At 57.9% G+C, this 20,489-nt stretch carries 19 protein-coding genes and 1 tRNA gene; 10 read left to right on the top strand and 10 right to left on the bottom strand.

Annotation, left to right across the window (positions count from 1 at the left end; all coding sequences use genetic code 11):
- Positions 1-4: 4 nt before the first annotated feature.
- The 3 genes from FQK12_RS15230 to FQK12_RS15220 all read right to left on the bottom strand — a co-directional run bounded on the left by FQK12_RS15230 (position 5) and on the right by FQK12_RS15220 (position 2,016).
- Positions 5-673 (bottom strand): hypothetical protein, encoded by a 669-nt coding sequence (locus FQK12_RS15230; protein ID WP_014228103.1) that lies wholly within the window; start codon positions 671-673, stop codon positions 5-7.
- Positions 674-732: 59 nt separating this feature from the next.
- A complete protein-coding gene (locus FQK12_RS15225) occupies positions 733-1,320 on the bottom strand; it encodes a common pilus major fimbrillin subunit EcpA (protein WP_014228102.1) in 588 nt (195 codons plus the stop codon).
- Positions 1,321-1,473: 153 nt separating this feature from the next.
- Positions 1,474-2,016 (bottom strand): helix-turn-helix transcriptional regulator, encoded by a 543-nt coding sequence (locus FQK12_RS15220; protein ID WP_014228101.1) that lies wholly within the window; start codon positions 2,014-2,016, stop codon positions 1,474-1,476.
- A 927-nt stretch (positions 2,017-2,943) separates the two neighbouring features.
- On the opposite strand from FQK12_RS15220, the gene phnC reads away from it, so the two are divergent.
- The 4 genes from phnC (at position 2,944) to phnE (FQK12_RS15200) (ending at position 6,570) form a co-directional block, all read left to right on the top strand.
- Entirely contained in the window at positions 2,944-3,786 is an 843-nt protein-coding gene (phnC, locus tag FQK12_RS15215) for a phosphonate ABC transporter ATP-binding protein (RefSeq protein WP_014228100.1), read from the top strand.
- 23 nt (positions 3,787-3,809) lie between these two features.
- Positions 3,810-4,751 (top strand): phosphonate ABC transporter substrate-binding protein, encoded by a 942-nt coding sequence (gene phnD, locus FQK12_RS15210; protein WP_009654530.1) that lies wholly within the window; start codon positions 3,810-3,812, stop codon positions 4,749-4,751.
- Between the two features lie 68 nt (positions 4,752-4,819).
- Positions 4,820-5,692: a phosphonate ABC transporter, permease protein PhnE gene (gene phnE, locus FQK12_RS15205; protein WP_014228099.1), complete on the top strand. Its 873-nt coding sequence runs from the start codon at positions 4,820-4,822 to the stop codon at positions 5,690-5,692.
- A complete protein-coding gene (gene phnE / locus FQK12_RS15200; protein WP_014228098.1) occupies positions 5,689-6,570 on the top strand; it encodes a phosphonate ABC transporter, permease protein PhnE in 882 nt (293 codons plus the stop codon). The genes phnE (FQK12_RS15205) and phnE (FQK12_RS15200) overlap by 4 nt, the downstream gene beginning before the upstream one ends.
- A gap of 99 nt (positions 6,571-6,669) precedes the next feature.
- Here the strand turns inward: phnE (FQK12_RS15200) and FQK12_RS15195 are convergent, their stop codons facing one another.
- Together FQK12_RS15195 and FQK12_RS15190 are read right to left on the bottom strand one after the other, a co-directional pair.
- Complete coding sequence (locus tag FQK12_RS15195) at positions 6,670-7,332, bottom strand: HAD family hydrolase (RefSeq protein WP_014228097.1); 663 nt, start codon at positions 7,330-7,332, stop codon at positions 6,670-6,672.
- 112 nt (positions 7,333-7,444) lie between these two features.
- A complete protein-coding gene (locus FQK12_RS15190; RefSeq protein ID WP_014228096.1) occupies positions 7,445-8,254 on the bottom strand; it encodes a sulfite exporter TauE/SafE family protein in 810 nt (269 codons plus the stop codon).
- A gap of 100 nt (positions 8,255-8,354) precedes the next feature.
- Between FQK12_RS15190 and FQK12_RS15185 the strand changes: the two genes are divergently transcribed.
- Positions 8,355-9,152 (top strand): AraC family transcriptional regulator, encoded by a 798-nt coding sequence (locus tag FQK12_RS15185; protein WP_014228095.1) that lies wholly within the window; start codon positions 8,355-8,357, stop codon positions 9,150-9,152.
- Positions 9,153-9,159: 7 nt separating this feature from the next.
- Here the strand turns inward: FQK12_RS15185 and FQK12_RS15180 are convergent, their stop codons facing one another.
- The 3 genes from FQK12_RS15180 to FQK12_RS15170 are packed head-to-tail and all read right to left on the bottom strand — an operon-like array spanning position 9,160 to position 13,282.
- Positions 9,160-10,947 (bottom strand): aryl-sulfate sulfotransferase, encoded by a 1,788-nt coding sequence (locus tag FQK12_RS15180; RefSeq protein WP_014228094.1) that lies wholly within the window; start codon positions 10,945-10,947, stop codon positions 9,160-9,162.
- A 23-nt stretch (positions 10,948-10,970) separates the two neighbouring features.
- Positions 10,971-11,717, bottom strand: coding sequence for an ABC transporter ATP-binding protein (locus FQK12_RS15175; RefSeq protein WP_014228093.1), 747 nt, complete (start codon positions 11,715-11,717; stop codon positions 10,971-10,973).
- Complete coding sequence (locus FQK12_RS15170) at positions 11,714-13,282, bottom strand: ABC transporter permease (RefSeq protein WP_014228092.1); 1,569 nt, start codon at positions 13,280-13,282, stop codon at positions 11,714-11,716. Before FQK12_RS15170 ends, FQK12_RS15175 begins: the two co-directional genes overlap by 4 nt.
- A 222-nt stretch (positions 13,283-13,504) precedes the next feature.
- Between FQK12_RS15170 and FQK12_RS15165 the strand changes: the two genes are divergently transcribed.
- Entirely contained in the window at positions 13,505-14,572 is a 1,068-nt protein-coding gene (locus FQK12_RS15165; RefSeq protein ID WP_014228091.1) for an ABC transporter substrate-binding protein, read from the top strand.
- Here the strand turns inward: FQK12_RS15165 and FQK12_RS15160 are convergent.
- Positions 14,569-15,513 carry a LysR family transcriptional regulator gene (locus tag FQK12_RS15160; protein ID WP_014228090.1) on the bottom strand — a complete coding sequence of 315 codons (945 nt, stop codon included), beginning with the start codon at positions 15,511-15,513 and terminating at the stop codon, positions 14,569-14,571. The two genes, FQK12_RS15165 and FQK12_RS15160, sit on opposite strands and share 4 nt — an antisense overlap.
- Before the next feature lie 330 nt (positions 15,514-15,843).
- On the opposite strand from FQK12_RS15160, the gene FQK12_RS15155 reads away from it, so the two are divergent.
- On the top strand, positions 15,844-16,407 hold the full coding sequence (locus tag FQK12_RS15155; protein ID WP_025107227.1) for a C40 family peptidase: 564 nt from the start codon (positions 15,844-15,846) through the stop codon (positions 16,405-16,407).
- Positions 16,408-16,468: 61 nt separating this feature from the next.
- Here the strand turns inward: FQK12_RS15155 and phoE are convergent, their stop codons facing one another.
- On the bottom strand, positions 16,469-17,521 hold the full coding sequence (gene phoE / locus FQK12_RS15150) for a phosphoporin PhoE (protein ID WP_004129421.1): 1,053 nt from the start codon (positions 17,519-17,521) through the stop codon (positions 16,469-16,471).
- A 290-nt stretch (positions 17,522-17,811) separates the two neighbouring features.
- Here phoE and proB point away from each other — a divergent pair, with 290 nt between their 5' ends.
- From proB to FQK12_RS15135, 3 genes are all read left to right on the top strand, one after another.
- Complete coding sequence (proB, locus tag FQK12_RS15145; protein ID WP_004848066.1) at positions 17,812-18,915, top strand: glutamate 5-kinase; 1,104 nt, start codon at positions 17,812-17,814, stop codon at positions 18,913-18,915.
- 10 nt (positions 18,916-18,925) lie between these two features.
- Positions 18,926-20,179 (top strand): glutamate-5-semialdehyde dehydrogenase, encoded by a 1,254-nt coding sequence (gene proA / locus FQK12_RS15140; RefSeq protein ID WP_014228088.1) that lies wholly within the window; start codon positions 18,926-18,928, stop codon positions 20,177-20,179.
- 112 nt (positions 20,180-20,291) lie between these two features.
- A tRNA-Thr gene (locus tag FQK12_RS15135) sits at positions 20,292-20,367 on the top strand.
- Positions 20,368-20,489 lie beyond the last annotated feature (122 nt).

Genomic DNA, 20,489 nt, shown 5'->3' with positions numbered 1-20,489 from the left:
ATGTCTATTTCACGGGAACAAACTGCTCGCCCTGCCAGAGCGCGACCCGTCCTTTTTTATCCGCCACATTCACGCGCGTGAAGCGCCGTTCTTTTCCCGGCATCAGGAAATAATTTTCCTTGCACTCTTTACCGTCAGCCGGCTTCAGACACGGGCCGTAGGCAAGAATGCGCAACGTCGCGTTACCGGTATTGACCAGCGTGCCGTTGGCGTACTGATAGCGGAAATTGGCTTTTCTTGGCGCGACCACCAGGATGGTGCCGATCCGCGCCGAGGCCGTCGCTACCGCGCTGCGGGTCGAGCCATTGCGCTGGGCATCGCTGAGCGCCTGATCGAACCAGACAATGCGGTAATAGCGTTCTTTATCGTCCGCCGGGCCTTTGTAGAAAAAGCGGATCACGTCGCTGGCCTTCGCGGGCAGCAGCAGACTGGCGGGGGTCAGTAAAATCTCGTCCTGCTTATCCATCGGGATCACCTTGCCACCGTCCAGCGGCGAAGAGAGGCGTTCCATATGGATGTTAATTAAGCGACCGCTGTCGGTCGTGTTCTTGATCTCTTTGCTCAGCGTGCTGCTGCCGCTGTTCATAAATGAAGAGATATCGCCCACATCCAGCGCCAGGGCTGGCGTCATTGTGCTGAGCAACAGGCCGATGGCCAGAATGTGTTTTTTCATATGAATTCAATCCGTGAAATAAGGCAGGGGGAGCCCCCCTGCCTGGTGCTACGAGAGGATCAGCTGGTCCAGGTCGCGTCGAACTGTACGCTGACGTCGCCGCTCCAGATACCTTCCGGCAGAGCGCTGTAGTCAGTAACGGCAGTGGTGCCATCGGTGGTGCCGCTGATGATGGAGAACGTGAAGCCGTCCTGAGCGGTGGTGCGACCGGCGACGTTATAGCCGTTAGACAGCGCGCTGAGGTTGCCGCCCAGGATGCCCGCCGCGGTGTCGATCATGGTGGTGTCAGCCGTTTTTTCGACCGCAGCGCCGTTGTAGTCAACGCCCACGCTCAGGGTGGAACCAGAGGTATCCAGCTGAGTCAGGGTGTTGGTGATCAGACGAGAGGTCAGTTTGAATGCGGTCGCGGTGGCATCGCCTTCGATAGCCACATCAAACAGGCCTTTCTGTGAGTTAAAGCCTTTAATCCCTTCGGCATACTGGAAAGCCAGGCTGCCCAGCGGAGTCACCACCAGCTTGCTGGTAGTGTCTTTTTTGGCGGTTGCGGACCAGGTAGCGACTGCCTGAGCAGTAACGTCAGCTGCCTGAGCGACACCCATACCGGCAAACGCGGTTACCAGAGCAATTGCAAGAACCTTTTTTTTCATAGCTTTTTCATCCTGAGTTTATTAAGGGACCTGATGTCCCACGTCTGTGTGCATTCCCGCCATAGTTCAGGCCGCATCATTATTATCTGCGACGCAAATTATTTTGGGTGTTACGACCCGGTGCACAATTTTAAAAACAACGTTTATTACTAATTACAGCGCTAACTTATATATCTTTGAATACAGTTTGGCCTCGGCATTTCGTCGATGGGTATAAACCGTTTTCACACTACAATTTTCAATCTTGGCAATAGATTTCGGGTGCATTCCCTGTGCCGTCATCCGAATTATTTGCATTTCCCTGTTGGTAATTTTGTCTTTCTTTATATCTTTACGTAGAAAACGGCCGTTGATAACGTATGCCAGCTCCTGACGAATATCCTTGGCTAAGTCCACATAGACCACGCCACGAATAGCACCATTGTAATACCAGTAGTTGGCCAGCGCTTCCGAGCGCCTCGCGGCAATTAATACAATTTGCTTGCCTTTCATTTCAGCCAGCCACTCGCTATCGCGGCGGATAAAATAGTTCAGCGAACTGGCGCTAAGATTAATAAATACAAACTCCCGGCGTACCTTTTCAAGCGACAGGTAAATCAGGTCATCAATATCAATAATTAGCTCAGCGAGTCCTTTTAAAAAATAGCTGTCATGCGCTGGCCAGATGCACTGGTCCAAAGAATATTTATAATCCATATAAAGTTAAACCCCATAGTCCTGGAAATCTTGAACGTATCGCAACACTGCTGATAGCCCAGGCCTGCAAAGTCTAAGTCAGCAAATTCCCTCTTTAATATATTCAATCAAAATTCAAAATAGTATTGCTAGAGATAAAGAGCACTAAATGACTTGCTTGTTTCTTGTGTTACCAAATTTAGGATTTTTCTCCATGTGTGTCAATAAGTGCGCAAAGGGCTAATTACCGACCAGGTCAATTTAAGTCAGAAGAATAAAAATAAGGATATTGAGTTAAACACAAAAACCATTGGTTTTCATACGGTTATTGGTGGGATATGCGTAGATTCTTAAGTGAATATTATATGTTCCAGGATCTTAGCCATTAGTTGTTAAGACTATTCTTAATCGCACTTTTATTTAAAAAAGCGAAAAAACCGAACAAATTCAAAAAATAAGAATATAAAACCAATAAACAACACAAAATCAGTGGTTAATTTCATTAATTAGCGTAAATAATGGAATTACACGCCGCACAAAAGGGATAGTCGCCGACTAAAAATTTTCCGCCGCGAATCGTAATCCAGTACCTGAAGATTATCTACTCGGTTAAACCGACTCAGATATAAGAATTGCACGAACGTCCAGAGTCGTCCCGTTGTACCCGCGGCGATAGCATTACCCGGCTAATGTCGCATAAAACGCGTCATCTTTATCAGATGAAATACGTATCATTATTAATCTCATGCGCTATCGCGTATTAAAGGTAGGCAGAGTATTCTCAGATGCCCGATTGCTAATGCAAAAGTGTGATCCATGATGAATTTTTTTTCCAACAAATAGGCCAGCTTTCGCATCCGTTCACTATTTGTTCGCCTTACTGTCATCCGGCAGTCATATAAAACACCATTAATAGTGCCCAGTTTACTGACGAACCTGGACGCATTTATGAACAGTTCCCTGGCTGCGGTGGCAGAAACCGATTATCAACCGTTTACGCCGCCCTTTATCGACCGGCAGCGTAAGGTCCTGAGCGTACGCAACCTGAGCAAATCCTACAGCGCGCAGCAAACCGTACTGGACGGCATCAGTTTCGATCTTCATGCGGGCGAGCTGGTTGGCGTCATTGGCCGCTCCGGCGCCGGAAAGTCAACGCTTCTGCACGTACTGAACGGTACCCACAGCGCCAGCGGCGGCGAGATCCTCAGCTATCCGGAAGTGGGTACGCCGCAGGACGTATCAAAGCTGTCGGGCCGCGCGCTAAACGCCTGGCGCAGCCAGTGCGGCATGATCTTTCAGGATTTCTGCCTGGTCCCGCGTCTCGACGTTTTGACCAACGTGCTGCTGGGTCGCCTGAGCCAGACCTCCACCCTGAAATCATTATTCAAAGTTTTCCCCGACGCGGACCGCGCCCGCGCCATCTCCCTGCTGGAATGGATGAATATGCTGCCGCATGCGCTACAGCGGGCGGAAAACCTCTCCGGCGGCCAGATGCAGCGCGTGGCGATTTGCCGGGCGCTGATGCAAAACCCGGGTATTTTGCTGGCCGATGAACCGGTCGCTTCCCTCGACCCGAAAAATACGCAGCGGATTATGAATGTCCTGCGCGAAATTAGCGAACAGGGTATCAGCGTGATGGTAAACCTGCATTCGGTGGAGCTGGTGCGTGAATATTGCACGCGGGTCATCGGCGTAGCCAAGGGCAAGATTATTTTTGACGATCATCCCACGCAGCTGAATCAGGATATTCTGCATCGGCTGTACGGCGATGAAATTAGCCAATTGCATTAAATTTCACTCACACGGGCAAAATAATGAAAAAGTACATCACTGGCGCAGTTCGTTTATCCGCAGCGGTTGCAGGCATTATGATGGCGTGGCAGGCAAGCGCTGCTGAACAGCCGAAGGAATTAAATCTGGGCATCCTTGGCGGTCAGAACGCAACCCAACAAATTGGTGATAACCAGTGCGTTAAACAGTTCCTTGATAAGGAGCTGAAGGTCGATACAAAATTACGTAACTCTTCCGACTATTCCGGCGTGATTCAGGGATTGCTGGGCGGAAAAGTTGACGTGGTCTTAAGTATGTCGCCGTCATCATACGCTTCCGTTTATATTAACAACCCTAAAGCCGTCGATATTGTCGGGATTGCCGTAGATGATAAAGATCAGTCCCGCGGCTATCACTCGGTGGTGATTGTCAAAGCCGACAGTCCGTATAAAAAGTTAGAAGATCTGAAAGGCAAAGCGTTTGGCTTCGCCGATCCGGACTCCACTTCCGGCTTTTTAATTCCCAACCACGCCTTTAAACAGCAGTTCGGCGGCACCTCGGATAATAAATATAATAACTTCTTCTCCAGCGTGACCTTCTCCGGCGGCCACGAGCAGGATATTCTGGGCGTGCTGAACGGTCAGTTTGCCGGCGCGGTGACCTGGACCTCGATGGTGGGTGATTATAATAGCGGCTACAGCGTCGGCGCCTTCAACCGACTGATTCGCATGGATCACCCGGATTTGATGAAGCAAATCCGCATTATTTGGCAATCGCCGCTGATCCCGAACGGCCCAATCCTGGTCAGCAATTCCCTGCCTGCCGACTTTAAGGCTAAAGTCGTCACCGCGATTAAAAAGCTGGATACCGACGATCACGCCTGCTTTATCAAAGCGATGGGCGGCACGCAGCATATCGGCCCGGGCAGCGTAGCCGATTTCCAGCAGATCATTGATATGAAACGCGAACTGGTTACCGCGCGTTAATCCCGCCCTGACGCCGTCGCCCGGCCAGTCTCGCGGGCGGCGGCGACTCGTTGAAGACACAGCGACGCATGAATAATACCCATACCGAATTCGAACGCTATTACCAGCAGGTCCGCTCGCGGCAAAAGCGCGACACCTTTAGCTGGTCCCTGCTGCTGCTGGCGCTCTATTTTGCCGCCGGCAGTATGGCCGAGTTTAATCTCTTTACTATCTGGTACTCGCTGCCCAATTTTCTCGATTACATGTTTGAGACGCTGCCGACGCTGCACGTCGCCGACCTGTTTGCCGATTCGCACACTAAAGGCTCTCTGGCTTACTGGGGCTATCGTCTGCCCATTCAGCTGCCGCTTATCTGGGAAACGCTGCAGCTGGCGCTGGCGTCCACGCTGGTGGCGGTGGCGATTGCCACCCTGCTGGCGTTCGTTGCGGCCAACAACGCCTGGTCCCCTGCCCCACTGCGTTTTGCCGTCCGCGTGCTGGTGGCTTTTCTGCGCACCATGCCGGAGCTGGCGTGGGCGGTGATCTTCGTGATGGCTTTTGGTATCGGGGCGATCCCCGGCTTTCTGGCATTAATGCTCCACACCATCGGTAGCCTGACCAAGCTGTACTATGAAGCGGTAGAGAGCGCCCAGGATAAACCGGTACGCGGCCTGGCCGCCTGCGGCGCGTCGCATCTGCAGCGTATCCGCTTTGCCCTGTGGCCGCAGGTGAAACCCATCTTTCTCTCCTACGGCTTTATGCGCCTCGAAATTAACTTCCGCTCCTCAACGATCCTCGGGCTGGTGGGCGCGGGCGGCATCGGCCAGGAGCTGATGACCAATATCAAACTGGACCGGTACGATCAGGTCAGCATCACGCTGCTGTTGATTATTATCGTGGTATCGCTGCTGGATATGCTATCCGGCCGCCTGCGGCAGTGGGTTCTGGAGGGGAAAAAATGAGTCAGTGGCAAAATCAACCGGATATCGCCGCCAGCCGTCGCCAGCATCGGCATTTATACCAGGCCCAGGGGCGCTATCTGCGCTACGTCGGCCTGCTGACGCTGGCCAGCGCCCTCTACTATGTCTGGTTCTTTATGCAGTTCGGCATCAGCGGCGAGCAGCTCGCCACGGGGCTGCAGCAAATCAGCCGCTATCTGCTACGGATGTTCGTCTGGCACGACTTTTTCAACTGGCCGTTTCGCTATTACTTCACGCAAATCGCCATTACCCTGGCGATTGTTTTCGCCGGGACGCTTACCGCGACGGTCATCGCCCTGCTGCTCTCGTTTCTGGCGGCGCGGAATATTATGCGCGGCGTGATTCCGGGAACGATCGCCCTGCTGATGCGCCGGTTGTTCGACGTGCTGCGCGGTATCGATATGGCTATCTGGGGGCTGATTTTTGTCCGCGCCGTGGGGCTCGGGCCGCTGGCCGGGGTGCTGGCGATAATTATGCAGGATACCGGGCTGCTGGGCCGACTGTACGCAGAGGGACACGAGGCGGTTGACCGCTCGCCGGGACGCGGCCTGACGGCGGTGGGGGCGAACGGTTTGCAGAAGCACCGTTTCAGCATTTTTACCCAGTCTTTCCCGACGTTCCTGGCGCTGAGCCTGTATCAGATTGAATCGAATACCCGTTCCGCCGCGGTGCTCGGCTTTGTCGGCGCGGGAGGCATTGGCCTGATTTATGCGGAAAATATGCGTCTGTGGAACTGGGACGTAGTGATGTTTATTACCCTGCTGCTGGTGGCGGTGGTGATGGCGATGGATACGCTGTCCGCCTGGCTGCGCCGCCGCTATATCGGCGGCAGCGTGGTGCCGCTGTTTAAAGCTGATTAGTTTTTTCCCGGAGGCGGTGCTGCGCACCTGTCCGGGCTACCCAAACGGCACGAAAAAGTAGCCCGGGTAAGGCGTTTACGCCGCGACCCGGGGGAAAAATCACAGCCGCCACGCCAGCACCGGCCACTGGTGCTGCGCGTTCGCCGCCGCCAGCTGCGGGCACGGATTGACCAGCCGTACGCGATCGGCATGCAGGCACAGCGGCAGGTCGTTGATCGAGTCGGTGTAGAAGGTCACCTCCCCCGAGTATTCAGGATGCGCCTGTTGCCACTGCGCCAGGCGCACCACCTTCCCCTGCTGATAGCTCGGCGTACCGGCAATCACGCCGCTATAGCCGCCGTCGGCCATCTCAACGTCAATCCCCAGCGCCTGTTCGATACCCAGCTGCGCCGCCACCGCCTGCACCAGCAGGCTGACCGAGGCCGAGATCACCAGCATCTGCTCGCCTTTAGCCTGTAAAGTCCGAATCAGATCCCACGCCTGGGGATACACGCGCGGCATAATTTCATCGCGCACGCAGCGCGCCAGCAGCGCGTCCACGTCCCGCTTTGCGACGCCAATCAGCGGCGCCTGAATCAGAGCCACATAATCGGCGATATTCATTTCGCCGCGGTCATAGTCGTCCATCAGCATCGCTTCCCGCGCCAGGTAATCGGGATCGTTTACCCAGCCTTCGCGCACCATAAAGCGGCTCCACAGCGTACTGCTGTCGCCCTTAATTAACGTATTATCCAGATCGAAAATGGTCAGCGTTTTACCCATCGTTTATTTTCCTTTATCGGCCACGGCGTCTCGCGAGAGCATGCGCAAGAAAAATGACAGCAGAATGACCCGGGCAAAACGCTCGGATGGATGCGCAGCGCCGCGTCCCTCATTATCCCCACACGCTCATCACCAGCAGTACGGCAATCAGCAATAGCGGATAAATTCGCACATGCCAGCGGTCCGGTAAACGCGCCAGCCAGCGGGAGGCGATTTTTAACCCCAGCCAGCTTCCCGCCACCAGCTGCGCCGCCGCCGACAGCCAGATATTGCCGACAAACCCATTCGGTAACGCCACCGGCGACAGCCAGGCCATCAACAGCCAGGTTAGCGTCGCCGTTGCCGCCAGCGGCAACGTCAATACGTTGGCCATCCCTGCAGCTTCAGCCATCAGCACGCCGCGACGGCGCATCAGAGGGACGGTCATCACGCTTCCACCCACGCCGAGAAAAGAGGCGATCAGGCCAATGATCCCCCCTACCGTTAGCTCATGGGGCACCGTCGGTATCACCCGGTGGGATGGCGGGGTCATAAATCCGGCGCGAAGGTAGCAATCGGCAACGGTTGCCAGCAGATAGATAACGAACAGCCAGCGGATCCACGCCCCGCTCGTCTCAAGCGCCAGCAGCGCGCCCGCCGTTCCGCCAACGGCAATGCCGGTGAGCATGGCCCATAAGCGGCGCCAGAGGAGGGTACCGGTACGCGCGTGTCGCCAGCTCGCCAGCAGCGCGGAGCAAAGCATGACCAGCGCCGAGGTGGCGACGGCGATGTGCATCGCCTGTTGCCCGACGACGCTTTGCGCGCCCCACGCGCCGGTCACCAGGAAATAGAGCAGCGGGACGGTGACGAAACCGCCGCCGAAGCCAAAGAGCCAGGTGGTCACGCCGGAAAGTATGCCGCACAGAAAAAGCCAGTCGCTCATTCGCACTCCTCCACAAAAGGAGGTAACGATATAGAATAACACCGTGGCCGGCTTACGCTTTAAAGCCAATCTATTACGAATTTCAGCCAGGGCTATCTTCATGCGCAACGTTGCGATTAATGACGTCGACCATCTTCCTCGCCGGGTGCTGGCGCTGGGCAGCGACTATCCGCCCAACACGCTTCTGGAGCGACATAGCCACCGCCGGGCGCAGTTTCTGTACGCCATGCACGGATTAATGAAGGTCGAAACGGACGACGGCCAGTGGCTGGTGCCGCCGTTCAGCGGGGTCTGGATCCCGGCGACGAAACCGCATCGCGTCTGGATGCCCGGCGTCAGCACCCACAGCCTGTATATTGACGCGCGGGACGCCCCGCGGGAAAGCGAACGCTGCGAAGTCTTACAGGTTTCTCCGCTGACCCATCAGCTGCTGCTGGCCGCCTGTCAGCTACCGCTGCTGTACGACGAGAGCGGGCGCGATGCCGTCCTGATTGCGCTGCTGCTCCATGAACTGCGCGCCGCCGCGCCGCTGCCGATGTTTACGCCGCTTCCGCAGAACAGCCACCTCGCGGCGCTATGCGGCGATTTTCAGCGCCAGCCGAGCATCCGCAGTACGCCGCAGCAGTGGGCGCAAAAACTGAGTAAAAGCGTACGCACGTTTAATCGTCTGTTTCGCCGGGAGACCGGGATGGCGTTTTGCGACTGGCGCCAGCAGGCATGCCTGATGTACGCCATGACGGCGCTGCGCGAGGGGCGTTCGGTTACCGAAGTCGCGCTCAGTCTGGGCTATGAGTATCCGGCCGCCTTTACCGCGATGTTCCGCAAAGCGATGGGCTATTCGCCGATGGCGTTTATCCGCCAGATAAACGGCGAACCGGCACGCGCCAGCCCGCCGTAGTCGCGGATTACCCGGCTGCGCGATGCAGCCAGTCGAGCAGCGTGTCCACCAAGAGCTGCGCAGGTGCGCGCGATGCTGGCTGCCCCGGTTTAATCAGCAGCAGCGTCGGCAGGCCGCGCACGCCGAGGTCGCTCGCCAGATCCTGATGCCGGTCGGCATCCAGATAGCGCGTATCCAGCTGAGCAAGCCGCGGGCTGAGCTTTTCATGCGCCAGCAGCTGCCAGAGCTTGCGGCAGTGCACGCAGCGTTCCGCGCCGACGAACAGCAGAACCGGCCGTTCGCTCTCCAGCTCGCTCGCCGCGCTTATCGGCGTGAACGCGCTTTCCGCGACGCGGAACAGCTTCGGACTGCGGCGCAGGGTATCGTTATCGGTTGCCACGCACAGCGCATCGGCGCTTTTACTGTACGGCTGTACGCCCGCCACCCGCACCACGCTCTGCGCCGGACCGGCCGCCGCCGCGCCGGGCTGGCGCAGGGTTCGTACATCGACCGCCGCAATCGGCGTCTCCTGCGGCTGCGCCAGCTGCGGGATCCAGCCGTAGGGAATGCGGTAGGCGCGATAGACCATATTGTTGTTCAGGGTCTTGCCCCAGAACGGCGAAATATACTCCCAGACGATCTCGTGGTCGCGGGTCACTTCGAAAATGCGCCCGTTCGATCCTTCGTTAATCAGGGTATTGCCGTTTTCCAGGCGCTGCATATTGCTGATGTAGGGGCTGTAAAAGCGGTACGAATCGGTTGGCTGCGGCAGATCCGCTTCATAGGGCGAGTAGCGCCATTCGATATCGAGGGTCAGCGGGTTGATCTCCAGGATCCGTGAATAATCGCGCCAGGCGTTTTTCACCCCGTCCGCCGACGCCGGATTCGGCGCGCCGTATCCGGCCCAGCCGCCGTTATCGAAAATCAGGATATTACCCGCGCCCGGCAGCCCCTGCGGGATCATATGCGCATGGTGCTGGCCGATGATCCAGCCGATGTGCTTCAGCTCCGGTTTGCTGTAGTCCGGGCCCAGCTGCCAGACGATCTTGCCGCTCTGTTTGTCGATAATGGCAATAATGTTGGATTCGCGGGCGTCCCAGATAATGTTGTCGGGATGAAAACGCGTATCGCCGGCGTCGTACCACTTATTCGGCCCCAGCGCCGACATCGAGTTGATATGCATCCAGTCGCCCATTCCGCCGCCGCTGGCGCGCATATTCGGGTTGTTGTAGAGCGCGGTGCGCGCCGCATCGTCGAAGCCCAGCTCGTGAAAATGGTCGCTGCAGCGCCACTCCCACACCACGTTACCCTGCCAGTCGACTTCGATAATGGTGTCGTCCAGCAGCAGCTTGTCGGAGATCGCTTCATTCACCAGATTGGTGTGGGCGAGGATCAGGGTATTGCCGCCATCCACCTGCGGCTCCAGCCCCGGCGCGTAATAGCCCACCGGGTTGCCCGCCCGCTGATAGTCATGATGCGCGCGCGCCATCCAGCGCGTGGCGTTGCCGGGATCGCTCACCTGCTCGTAGCGGTCGAATTTCCAGGTGACGTTGCCTTCCCAGTCCACCTGGATCAGATCGAGCATATCCTGCATGCCGTAGCGCGGGTCGCGCTCGCCGCTGTGGCCAAGGATTGCGCCGCCGGGCAGGATTTTATTGGGAAACCCGTGCAGTTCAGGCCATTCGCGCACCACGCGGCCGTTCATGTCCACCAGCACCGCGCCGTGTTCGGTGGCCTGGAAAAGGGTATAGCCGCTCCAGGCGCGCTGCGGATCGTAGAGGGTGGCGCCGGTCGGGTAGACGGAAGGATGTCCCATATGTTGCTCCTTAAATAATAGAATCAGGCAGAAGTAATCAGGTTGCGAATCTGGCGGCAGGCGGCGGTAAACGCGGCATCATCGCGCTGGCGCGGATGGGGCAGCGCCAGGTTTACCACTTCCCGTATCCGCCCCGGACGCGGCGAAAGCACGACGACGCGATCGGCCAGGGCGACGGCTTCTTCCACATCGTGCGTCACCAGCAGCGTGGTGGTTCCCGCGCGCTGGTGGATCTGTAAAAGTTCCTGCTGCAGGGTGTGGCGCGTCAGGGCATCCAGCGCGCCGAAAGGCTCGTCGAGCATCAGGATCTGCGGACGGGCCACCAGGCCGCGGGCAATGGCCACCCGCTGGGCCATGCCGCCGGAGAGCTGCGCGGGCAGCGCGTTGACGAATTCGCTGAGCTGCACGCGCTCCAGCATTTCCAGCGCCCGCTGGCGCTTCGCCGCCCGGCTGAGCTTTTCATCCGCCAGGCCGAGCATCACGTTGTCGAGCACGTTAAGCCAGGGAAACAGGCGCGGCTCCTGAAACACAATGCCGCGCTCTTTGCCCACGCCGGTGACCGGCTCGCCGTTAATGCAAATATCGCCCTGGGTCGCTGATTCAAGGCCTACCAGCATCCGCAGCAGCGTCGATTTACCGCAGCCGCTGCTGCCCACCAGCGCCACCAGTTCACCGGCGGCGATATCCAGGCTGAAATTCTGTAGCGCCGTCACCTGTTGCCAGGATTTACGCACGTGGCGAAAAGAGACCAGGGTTGAAGAAGAGGTCATAGCTGCTCCTGTTGACGCCAGCGGGTGGCGCGCATTTCCAGTAAACGTCCGGCTTTATCCAGCGCCGCGCCGGTGATACCGACCAGCACCATGCCGCAGAGAATGGTGGGCATATCCAGCAGCTGCTGGGCATTGATCATCAGGCTGCCGATGCCGACGCCGGAGGACATGAAATATTCCGCGCCGATATTGCCAAGCCAGGCGTAAATCAGCGCCAGCCGCAGACCGGCGAAGATCCCCGGCGCCGCGCCGGGAAGAATAACCCTGCGCAGGCGCGCTAACTCGCCCAGGCGCAGTACCCTGGCGACTTCGTCGAGCTGCGGGTTACGCTGAAGCACGGCCTGCAGGGTGCTGAAGAACATCGGAAAGAACGACGCCAGCGCGATAAAAACGATTTTGCCGCCGTTATCGTTGCCCACCCATGCGGTCAGCAGCGGCAGCCAGGCAAACAGGGCGATATGGCGCAGCACGTTGAGCGTGGGCGTGAAGATTTGCCCGGCGCGCGGGCGCAGCGCCAGCAGCAGTCCGCAGAGCAGGCCCCCCGCAATCCCCAGCGCGCCGCCGACAAAGGCTCGCCCGAGGCTTGCCAGCATCGCCGCGGTCAGCTCCCCGCTCAGGGCGCCCTGAATAAAACGCGTCGCCACCGCCAGCGGCGAAGAGAACAGCGCGCCATCGATCCAGCCCCACGAGCTTGCCAGCTGCCACAGCGCCAGCAGGACCAGCGGCAGCTGCAGCGCCCGCCAGCTGGCCTGCGGTTTCCACGCCAGGCGTCCGGCGGCAGGCTGCGGCCAGAACACCAGACGGGTACAGGCGCGGTTCGCCGCCCACTCCATCAGCATGCCGCTCAGCCCCACGACCGCAATGGTGACGAAGACGATATCCAGCTGAAACAGCTGGCGACCCCAGACCATCAGGTAGCCAATGCCTTCTGAAGAGGCCAGCAGTTCGACGACGATAAGCGACACCCAGGCCTGCGATAGCGCCAGACGCAGGCCGGTAAACCAGCCCGGCAGGCTTGCGGGGATCACCAGCCAGCGCAGCCGCTGCCAGCGGGAAAAGTTCATCACCTTTGCGGCTTCGCTCAGGGCCTGCGGCACGCCGGCCACCGCCTGCTGCGTGTTAATGGTCATCGGCACTACGGTGGTTTTGATGATAACCGCCAGCTTGAGGCCGTTATCAATCCCGAACAGCACCATAAACAGCGGGATCCAGCCGAGCGTCGGGATTTGCGCCAGCGCGTAGAATAGCGGTTCCACCCGCTGCGCGGCGGCCGGCACCAGGCCGAACAGCGCGCCGAGCAGCGTACCAGCGATAGCGCCCAGCAGCAGGCCAAGCGCCAGATGCTGAAGGCTGAATCCCCATTGCGCCAGCAGATCCCCGCTCAGCAGCGATAGCGCGGTATCGGCAACCACCGACGGCGCGGGCAAAATTTGCTCCGGCATCCATCGTTCGCGGGCGGCGATGTACCACAGCAGCAGCAGTAACGCAGGCAGCAGCCACGGCCAGCCGTTAAGCCTGAAGCCCGGCCTGCCTGGGGCATCGGTTCTTAAGATCATCTGCGACATATCGGCCCACTTTTCGGCAAGTTATGCCGCTATCAAAACGTGACTTCTCCTTCGCCGCCATTGCGTAAGGCGAATAATCCCGATGCATCGAATGCATTTCAGCCTGCCGGGCGCGCGGCGTTTGATTTAGCTTTTTTTCACCCAAGCTTGGCGAATAAAAGCATTTAACACGCAGCCCGTTGGCTCTTTAGGGTGAGAAAAAACTCAAGGGAGCAACACGTTATGATGAAAGCAATATTCAACCGCACCTTGCTGGCGCTGGTCGCGGTCATCAGCCTGGCGTCCAGCGTCCAGGCCGAAACGCTACGCACTATCCGCATCGGCGTGCCGGACCAGAGCGCGGGCAGTAAACCCTTTATTGAGGGGCCGGTCGGCATGGCGTTTATCCGCCATCAGCTGGAAGAGGTGTTTAAGCCGCAGGGCGTGGAAGTGCAGTGGCAGTTTTTCAAAGGCGCCGGTCCGGCGGTAAATGAAGCATTAGCCAACCGCCAGCTGGATTTTGTCTACCTCGGCGATCTGGCGGCGATTATCGGTAGGGCCAACGGGCTGCCGACGCGCCTGCTGCTGGGCAGCCGGGGTTCGGAATCTTACCTCGCGGTGACCAAAGCTTCCGGGATTAAAACCCTCGCCGATCTGAAAGGCAAACGGGTGGCGGTTTATCGCGGCACGGCGGACCAGCTGGCCTTTGACCGGGCGCTGCAAACCGTCGGCCTCAACGAGCGCAGCCTGCAGACGATCAACCTTGACTGGAACGCCGGCAAAGCGGCGCTGGCGGCCGGTCGCGTCGATGCGGTGTGGGGCGGCGTTTCGCTGCTGGCGCTACGCGGCGATAAGATTGATGTGGTCGTCAAAAGCGGTGACTCCGGCCGCCAGAACACCACTCAGGCCGGGTTCCTCGGCACGCAGACGTTTATAGACGCCTGGCCGCAGGCGACCCAGCAGATCGTTAACGTGTTGGTGAAGAACGCCGCTGAAATCAGTGACCCGGCCAATCGCGACGCCTGGTCCGCCGAGATGGCGCAGCAGAGCCAGATCCCGCAGGCGCTGTTTCTCGAAGAGCTGCAGCCGCAGGATCTGAACTTTACCACCTCGCCGCGTATCGATCCGTTCCTGACCGACAGCTTTAGCAATAGCGTCGAACAGGCTAAATCCGGGCGGCTAATCCGCAGCGCTTTTGACGTCAGCCAGTGGGTAGACGGCCAGTTTGTCGAGCAGGCGCTGAAAGCCCAGGGACTGGAAAACCGCTGGCCGCAGTACGATGCCAAAGGCCAGGCGAAAAACGCCGGTTAACCCCTCTCCTCCTGCGCCAGCAGCTGAAGCTGATGCTGACGATCGGTATGAAGGATAATCTCAATCAGCTTCTCCACCAGCGGCGGCTGGGCCGCGTGAACCGGAGAGATAATGGCAAACCGGGTCTGCATCAGCCGCCACTCCTCAGGCAGATCGCTGAGCTCCAGCTTAACCAGCCGATGGCTGTGCTGACATAGCGCGAAGCCGTCCTCGCTGGCAAAGCTAATTGCGCTGGTCTGCGCGAGGGTGGCAAGCAGCGCGTAGATATGATCGCACTGAATCGCCGGGGTAAAGTCCTGCTGCTGGCTGAGGGTCGCCAGCACCTTGCGCACGCCCGGCGGCAGATAGGGGGCGGCAAAGGGGTAGCGCAGCATCGCCTGGATAGAGACCGGCCCCTGTTTGGCCAGCGGATGATCGGCATGGCAGACGAAAAAGCAGCGCTGCGGGCTGAGCGGCTGCACGCGCAGCTGCGGGTCGAGCTCGGCCTGCCAGCTGTCGGCAACCACAAAAGGGTAGAGCTGAGAGGTCAGCGCCTGATGCAGCGCCAGCCAGTTATCAATCTGAAAGCGCACCCTCGCCTGCGGCAAAAGGCGATGAAACTCGCCGACGGCGGCCGGAATCAGCCTTGCGGCAGGGGCCGGCCCGCAGCCAAAAGCGACCTCGCCGTTTTGCGCATCGTCCGCTTCGCGCAGCTGGCTGCTGAGCTCCACGTTCAGCTCCTGAAAGCGGCGGGCGTAGGGCAGCAGCTTTTGCCCGTGCAGGGTGAGCGTCGGTAGCTTGCTCTGGCGATCGAATAACGGATGGCCGACGCTCTGCTCCAGCGCCTGAATGCTGCGGCTGAACGCCGACTGCGACAGGCACACCGCCTCCGCCGCGCGATTAAAACTGCCGTATTCAACTAACGCGACAAAGTTGCGCAGTTGGCGAAAATCCAGATGCATTAGCCCGCCCCACTCTCTCTTTTAGTCTACAAAAGTACTGGAGGGCAGCCTGGCGGCGCAATGGCGGGATGATGAGGATCTTTCACCTTGCGCTGAAGCGGAACAGACGCGCGACATATGGATATTTGTGAAATATTGTTTCGCGGAGAAAAAATTTATTAATGGAAAATGAGGCGCTCCCGGCGAAAATAAAGACCGCCGATGTTCACCGCGTATCCGACCTATATTATTTACGTAAGGTTTCGTAAATTTTGCTTTTGGTCATTCTGAGGCCGTAGCGAATCGGCTATAAAATATCACGGCCCGTTTTCAGTGACGAAAAACAATGATATGAAGCCCAGACTCTCTCACGCGCTATTATTTGTTCCTTTTTTGCTTTTGGCAGGATGTTCATCCTCATCGAAACCGCATAAAACCGCCGCCCAGAGTAGCCACGCGACCATCGACGGAGGTTCTGACGATCTGATCCCGGTGATCGCCGCGCTGCACGATCAGATGCATACCTGGGAGGGAACGCCCTACGAGTGGGGCGGGACGGAGCAAAGCGGGGTCGACTGCTCCGGGTTTGTCTGGCGTACGCTCAAAGATCGCTTCAACCTGCCGATGGAGCGCATCACCACCCGCGAACTGCTGCATATGGGAGAACGCGTGAGCCCGCGGCAGCTGCGGCCGGGAGATTTGGTTTTCTTCCGTATTAAAGGCGGCATGCACGTCGGCTTCTATGATACCGACCGTAATTTCCTCCATGCCTCCACCAGCCAGGGCGTGATGCGCTCTTCGCTGGATAATCCGTACTGGCAATCGGTATTTTATCAGGCGCGCCGCCTGCCGAAGGAATATAACGCGCAGATCACGATGAATAACGATAATCTGCATCTGGCGAAAAACCGTTAATCAGCAAGAATAAAGCCGCCCTGTCACCACGGCGGCTTTATTGTTTTTTACCGGCGACGGCTTAGAACTGGTAGGTCATACCGACAGCGACGATATCGTCATCGTTGATCCCGAGCTTATTATCGCTCTTCAGCTGGTTGATTTTGTAATCCACAAAGGCGTTCATGTTTTTGTTGAAGTAATAGGTCACGCCAACGTCAATGTAGTTGACCAGGTCTTCGCTCCCCACTCCCTCAATATCCTTGCCTTTTGACAGCACGTAGCCCAGGGACGGACGCAGGCCGAAATCGAACTGGTACTGCGCCACGGCTTCAAAGTTCTGCGCTTTATTGGCAAAACCGCCGCTGATTGGCGTCATTTTGCGGGTTTCGGAGTACATGGTCGCCAGGTAGATATTGTTGGCGTCATATTTCAGGCCGGTCGCCCAGGCTTCCGCTTTTTTACCCGTGCCGCGGGCCAGCAGGTTCTGATCGTTCGTGCGATCGGAGCTGGTGTAGGCCGCGCTGACGGCGAAGTCGCTGCCGCCGAAGTCGTAGCTTAAGGCGGTACCGAAGCCGTCGCCGTTCTGTTTCTTGGCTTCACGGCCTTCGTTTTTACCCTGATATTGCAGGGTCAGGTCCAGGCCATCCACCACGCCGAAGAAGTCGGTATTGCGGTAGGTTGCCAGGCCGCTGGCGCGTTTGGTCATAAAGTTATCGGTCTGCGCGGAAGAGTCGCCGCCGAATTCCGGGAACATATCGGTCCAGGCTTCAACGTCGTACAGCGCGCCGAGGTTACGACCATAGTCAAATGAACCGTAGTTTTTGACTTTCACGCCGGCGAACGCCAGACGCGTTTTCTGCGAAGAGTCGCTTTCAGTTTTGTTGCCGGAGAACTCCGATTCCCAGCGGCCGTAGCCGGTCAGATCGTCGTTAATCTGCGTTTCGCCTTTGATGCCGAAACGAACGTAGGTCTGGTCGCCATCTTTGCTGTCATAGTCGCTCATATAGTGCATCGCTTTGACTTTGCCGTAGACGTCCAGTTTATTGCCGTTTTTATTATAAACTTCTGCCGCCTGCGTAGCCGAAGAAGCAATAAGACCCATCATCATTAATGCCAGTGAGCTCTTTTTCATTATTCAGTCCTGGTGATTTATTTATACGCGCTAATCAATTCCGGGCGGAAGCCCCGTCAAAAACTGCAGGTTTTTTAACGCTCTAATATTAAAAATTTATGACAATATGGAACTTTTTCTAAAAAAGGGTATTAAATTATTTCCGTCATGAATGTGTCACACTTCCCCGCCAGAATGCCCGATCCGCGCAATGAAGTGGTTCGTCCACCACGCCAGGTGTTGGCAAGCGGGCTGACTCCTGTTACAACATCAACTCGATATCGAAACTCCTTTTTGAACGGCAGAGAATCATGAGTGATAGCCAGACGCTGGTGGTAAAACTGGGCACCAGTGTTTTAACGGGCGGATCCCGCCGCCTGAACCGCGCCCATATCGTTGAATTAGTGCGCCAGTGCGCGCAGCTGCACGCGATGGGTCATCGAATTGTGATAGTCACCTCCGGGGCGATCGCCGCCGGACGTGAGCACCTCGGCTACCCGGAACTGCCCGCGACCATTGCGTCGAAACAGCTGCTGGCGGCGGTCGGCCAGAGCCGTCTTATCCAGCTGTGGGAACAGCTGTTTTCTATTTATGGTATTCACGTCGGCCAGATGCTGCTGACCCGCGCCGATATGGAAGACCGCGAGCGTTTTCTCAACGCCCGCGATACCCTGCGCGCGCTGCTGGATAACAATATCGTGCCGGTCATTAATGAAAATGACGCCGTGGCGACCGCTGAAATTAAAGTCGGCGATAACGATAATCTTTCGGCGCTGGCGGCAATCCTCGCCGGCGCCGATAAACTGCTGCTGCTGACCGATCAGCAGGGCCTGTTCACCGCCGACCCGCGCAACAACCCGCAGGCCGAGCTGATTAAAGACGTTTACGGCATCGATGACGCTCTGCGCGCCGTCGCGGGCGATAGCGTGTCCGGTTTAGGTACCGGCGGTATGGGCACCAAGCTGCAGGCCGCCGACGTCGCCTGCCGCGCGGGCATTGATACCATCATCGCCGCCGGTAGCCGTCCGGGGGTGATTGGCGACGTGATGGAGGGCATCTCCGTCGGGACCCGCTTCCACGCCCAGGAATCGCCGCTGGAAAACCGTAAGCGCTGGATTTTCGGCGCGCCGCCGGCGGGCGAAATTACCGTGGACGCCGGCGCGACCCAGGCAATTCTCGAACGCGGCAGCTCCCTGCTGCCGAAAGGGATTAAAACCATCACCGGCAACTTCTCGCGCGGTGAAGTGATCCGCATTCGCAGCCTTGAAGGCCGCGATATTGCCCACGGCGTCAGCCGCTATAACAGCGATGCGCTGCGCCGCATCGCCGGGCAGCACTCGCAGCAGATCGATGCCATTCTGGGCTATGAATACGGCCCGGTCGCCGTCCACCGTGACGACATGATTATCCGTTAAGGAGCTGAAAATGCTGGAACAAATGGGCATTGCTGCCAAAGCGGCCTCGTACAAACTCGCGCAGCTTTCCAGCCGCGAAAAGAACCGGGTGCTGGAAAAGATTGCCGACTATCTTGAAGCACAGACCGACGCGATCCTGCGGGCTAACGCTGAGGATCTGGCGGAAGCGCGCGCCAACGGTTTGAGCGAGGCGCTGCTTGACCGCCTGGCGCTCAACCCGGCGCGCCTGAGCGGAATTGCTAACGATGTTCGTCAGGTCTGCAGCCTGGCGGACCCGGTCGGTCAGGTAATCGACGGCGGCCTGCTGGACAGCGGCCTGCGCATTGAGCGTCGCCGCGTGCCGCTGGGCGTGGTGGGCGTAATTTATGAAGCCCGTCCGAACGTGACCGTCGATGTCGCCTCTTTGTGCCTGAAAACCGGCAACGCGGCGATTCTGCGCGGCGGTAAAGAGACCTGGCGCACCAACGCCGCCACGGTGAAAGTGATTCAGCAGGCGCTGCAGGAGTGCGGCTTACCGGCGGCCACCGTGCAGGCGATTGAGAGCCCGGATCGCGCGCTGGTCGGCGAGATGCTGAAGATGGATAAGTATATCGATATGCTGATCCCGCGCGGCGGCGCAGGTTTGCATAAGCTGTGCCGCGAGCAGTCGACGATCCCGGTGATCACCGGCGGTATCGGCGTCTGCCATATTTATATCGACCACTCCGCCGACGTTGCCGAAGCGCTGAAGGTTATCGTTAACGCCAAAGTGCAGCGCCCGAGCGCCTGTAACTCGGTCGAAACGCTGCTGGTGCATCAGGATATCGCCGAACGCTTCCTGCCCGCGCTGAGCAAGCAGATGGCGGAAAGCGGCGTCAGCCTGCACGCCGATGCGGCCTCCCTGCCCGCGCTGCAAAACGGCCCGGCCAGCGTAGAGCCGGTGAAAGCGGAGCAGTATGACAATGAGTATCTGTCGCTGGATCTGAACGTGAAGGTGGTGGCCGATCAGGATGAAGCGGTAGCGCATATTCGCGAGCACGGCACCCAGCATTCTGACGCCATCCTGACGCGCACCCTGGGCAACGCGAACCGCTTTATCAACGAGGTGGATTCCTCGGCGGTGTACGTCAACGCCTCTACCCGCTTTACCGACGGCGGCCAGTTTGGCCTCGGTGCGGAAGTGGCGGTCAGCACCCAGAAGCTGCACGCGCGCGGCCCGATGGGCCTGGAAGCCCTGACGACCTATAAGTGGATTGGTTTCGGCGACGATACCATTCGTGCTTAATGCTAATTGGGTGATGCAAAAGTAGCCGTTTGATTCGCAAGGGCATTGACGCATCACCCACTTAGTTTTAACCTTCTATCCCGTGCTTACGCTCGTCAGCACATCTTGCAGGGCCGATATAGCTCAGTTGGTAGAGCAGCGCATTCGTAATGCGAAGGTCGTAGGTTCGACTCCTATTATCGGCACCATTTCATCTCTTCATGACATTGCACCACTCCTTTAAGTTCAATAAAATCAAACAGTTACAAGTCATTTCTGTTCATTAATCACTCAAGTTATTTCTTGACATCGCATACGTTTGGTGGTCAAT

This window comes from Klebsiella sp. ME-303, assembly GCF_007910085.1.
Classification (GTDB): domain Bacteria; phylum Pseudomonadota; class Gammaproteobacteria; order Enterobacterales; family Enterobacteriaceae; genus Klebsiella; species Klebsiella michiganensis.
Note: the sequence above shows the minus strand (reverse complement) of the source record. Positions and strands in the feature narration are given on the sequence as shown.

Bases quoted from the DNA above. Each gene is read 5' to 3' on its own strand.
- FQK12_RS15195 (WP_014228097.1), bottom strand. From the start codon at position 7,332: ATGGGTAAAACGCTGACCATTTTCGATCTGGATAATACGTTAATTAAG.
- phnC (WP_014228100.1), top strand. From the start codon at position 2,944: ATGAACAGTTCCCTGGCTGCGGTGGCAGAAACCGATTATCAACCGTTT.
- FQK12_RS15175 (WP_014228093.1), bottom strand. From the start codon at position 11,717: ATGACCTCTTCTTCAACCCTGGTCTCTTTTCGCCACGTGCGTAAATCC.
- phnE (WP_014228099.1), top strand. From the start codon at position 4,820: ATGAATAATACCCATACCGAATTCGAACGCTATTACCAGCAGGTCCGC.
- FQK12_RS15185 (WP_014228095.1), top strand. From the start codon at position 8,355: ATGCGCAACGTTGCGATTAATGACGTCGACCATCTTCCTCGCCGGGTG.
- proB (WP_004848066.1), top strand. From the start codon at position 17,812: ATGAGTGATAGCCAGACGCTGGTGGTAAAACTGGGCACCAGTGTTTTA.
- phnE (WP_014228098.1), top strand. From the start codon at position 5,689: ATGAGTCAGTGGCAAAATCAACCGGATATCGCCGCCAGCCGTCGCCAG.
- phoE (WP_004129421.1), bottom strand. From the start codon at position 17,521: ATGAAAAAGAGCTCACTGGCATTAATGATGATGGGTCTTATTGCTTCT.
- FQK12_RS15165 (WP_014228091.1), top strand. From the start codon at position 13,505: ATGATGAAAGCAATATTCAACCGCACCTTGCTGGCGCTGGTCGCGGTC.
- FQK12_RS15180 (WP_014228094.1), bottom strand. From the start codon at position 10,947: ATGGGACATCCTTCCGTCTACCCGACCGGCGCCACCCTCTACGATCCG.
- FQK12_RS15225 (WP_014228102.1), bottom strand. From the start codon at position 1,320: ATGAAAAAAAAGGTTCTTGCAATTGCTCTGGTAACCGCGTTTGCCGGT.
- FQK12_RS15170 (WP_014228092.1), bottom strand. From the start codon at position 13,282: ATGTCGCAGATGATCTTAAGAACCGATGCCCCAGGCAGGCCGGGCTTC.
- FQK12_RS15230 (WP_014228103.1), bottom strand. From the start codon at position 673: ATGAAAAAACACATTCTGGCCATCGGCCTGTTGCTCAGCACAATGACG.
- FQK12_RS15190 (WP_014228096.1), bottom strand. From the start codon at position 8,254: ATGAGCGACTGGCTTTTTCTGTGCGGCATACTTTCCGGCGTGACCACC.
- FQK12_RS15155 (WP_025107227.1), top strand. From the start codon at position 15,844: ATGAAGCCCAGACTCTCTCACGCGCTATTATTTGTTCCTTTTTTGCTT.
- FQK12_RS15220 (WP_014228101.1), bottom strand. From the start codon at position 2,016: ATGGATTATAAATATTCTTTGGACCAGTGCATCTGGCCAGCGCATGAC.
- phnD (WP_009654530.1), top strand. From the start codon at position 3,810: ATGAAAAAGTACATCACTGGCGCAGTTCGTTTATCCGCAGCGGTTGCA.
- FQK12_RS15160 (WP_014228090.1), bottom strand. From the start codon at position 15,513: ATGCATCTGGATTTTCGCCAACTGCGCAACTTTGTCGCGTTAGTTGAA.
- proA (WP_014228088.1), top strand. From the start codon at position 18,926: ATGCTGGAACAAATGGGCATTGCTGCCAAAGCGGCCTCGTACAAACTC.